This window comes from Austwickia sp. TVS 96-490-7B (assembly GCF_019331795.1).
Taxonomy (GTDB): Bacteria; Actinomycetota; Actinomycetes; order Actinomycetales; family Dermatophilaceae; genus Austwickia.
Window position 1 is genome coordinate 1 of sequence record NZ_JAHPZL010000058.1, and the last position, 1,425, is coordinate 1,425.

The 1,425-nt window shown below is 62.1% G+C and carries 2 protein-coding genes; both read left to right on the top strand.

Annotated features, from left to right (window positions below):
* A partial coding sequence (locus KEM60_RS14510; RefSeq protein ID WP_219108491.1) for a S8 family serine peptidase occupies positions 1-933 on the top strand: 933 nt, incomplete at its 5' end.
* A partial coding sequence (locus tag KEM60_RS14505) for a S8 family serine peptidase (RefSeq protein ID WP_219108489.1) occupies positions 930-1,425 on the top strand: 496 nt, incomplete at its 3' end. The genes KEM60_RS14510 and KEM60_RS14505, both read left to right, overlap by 4 nt.

A 1,425-nucleotide genomic window follows, 5' to 3' on the forward strand; every position in this document is an offset into this window, starting at 1 on the left:
GGGCTGATTGGCGCCGCTCCTAACGCCGCCATCATCAGCGTCTCTTTTGGCACAACCCATTCCACGGTCGATGATTCCATTGCTACCGCAATTAGATACTGCGCCGACCGTGGCGCTAAAGTCATCAATCTCTCTCTTTTAGAGGGAAGTAACGACACCAAAAAAGCTGCGCTCTACGCCCAGTCTAAAGACGTCGTCGTAGTCGCTGGGGCCGGAAATTTCGGCAGCTCCCCACCGTCCGGAATATCTAGCATGTTCGGCATTCTGTCAGTGGCTGGGGTCGATCACAACCTCACCCGTGACCCTCGCTCCAGCTGGGGCAGCGGCGAAAAAGATAAAAACGGAAAAATTTACACCCAAGGTGTGGCTGTGTGTGGCCCGTTCGCGACCACCCCGGACACGGGAGTCCCGCAAGCCTGGCCCGGCGGCGGCTACCGCGACGGCGCAGGCACGTCCATCTCCACCTCGGTCGTCACCGGCATCGTCGCCGCTATCCGCGCGAAACACCCCGACCTCAACGCCGCCAGCATCATCAACCGCGTCTTAAAAACCGCTAAAAAAACCGGCACCGGTGACATCCCCACCGCCGACTGCGGCTGGGGCCTCGTCGACGCCTACGCCGCACTCACGGCTGACGTCCCTACCGTCACCGACAACCCCCTCGGGCAAATCGGCGAAGGATACGACAACCCCTCACGAGACGTTTTCGGAGTGAAATCGATGGGGCTGTGGGACCCCACCTACCAACCTGACCCTGAATATTCCTCCGCCATGCCCCAACCCCCCACAAACACACCCCAAGGACCCATCACCGCCGCCGCACCCCGCAGCCCCGCCACCGCTTCCTGGGCCATCCTCGCCGGACTGGCCACCTGCGCCACCCTCATCGGCGGCCTAACCTGGTGGCTCCGACGCCGCCGCAGACACCCATGACCAGGCCACATCCACGACACGCCGCCACCATCATGCTCATCACCGCCGGATTAGCCTGCGGCGCAGCGGTCCCGGCTCATGCGGGGGACCAGGTCCGGGACCGGCAATGGTGGATCACCCCGATGGGCATCGACCGCACCCTGTCACTATCGCAAGGTTCAGGCGTCACAATCTGCCTGGTGGACAGTGGCATCGACACCACCCACCCCGACCTGACCGGGGTGCGATTTACTGGCGGTAAAGACCTGTCCGGAATCGGAGCCCCCGACGGACTCAAACCCATCACTGGCGAACACGACGCCGACCATGGCACATCCATGGCCGTGAATATCGCTGGACGCGGCCACGGCCCCAACGGAAAAGAAGGGCTGATTGGCGCCGCTCCTAACGCCGCCATCATCAGCGTCTCTTTTGGCACAACCCATTCCACGGTCGATGATTCCATTGCTACCGCAATTAGATACTGCGCCGACCGTGGCGCTAAAGTCATCA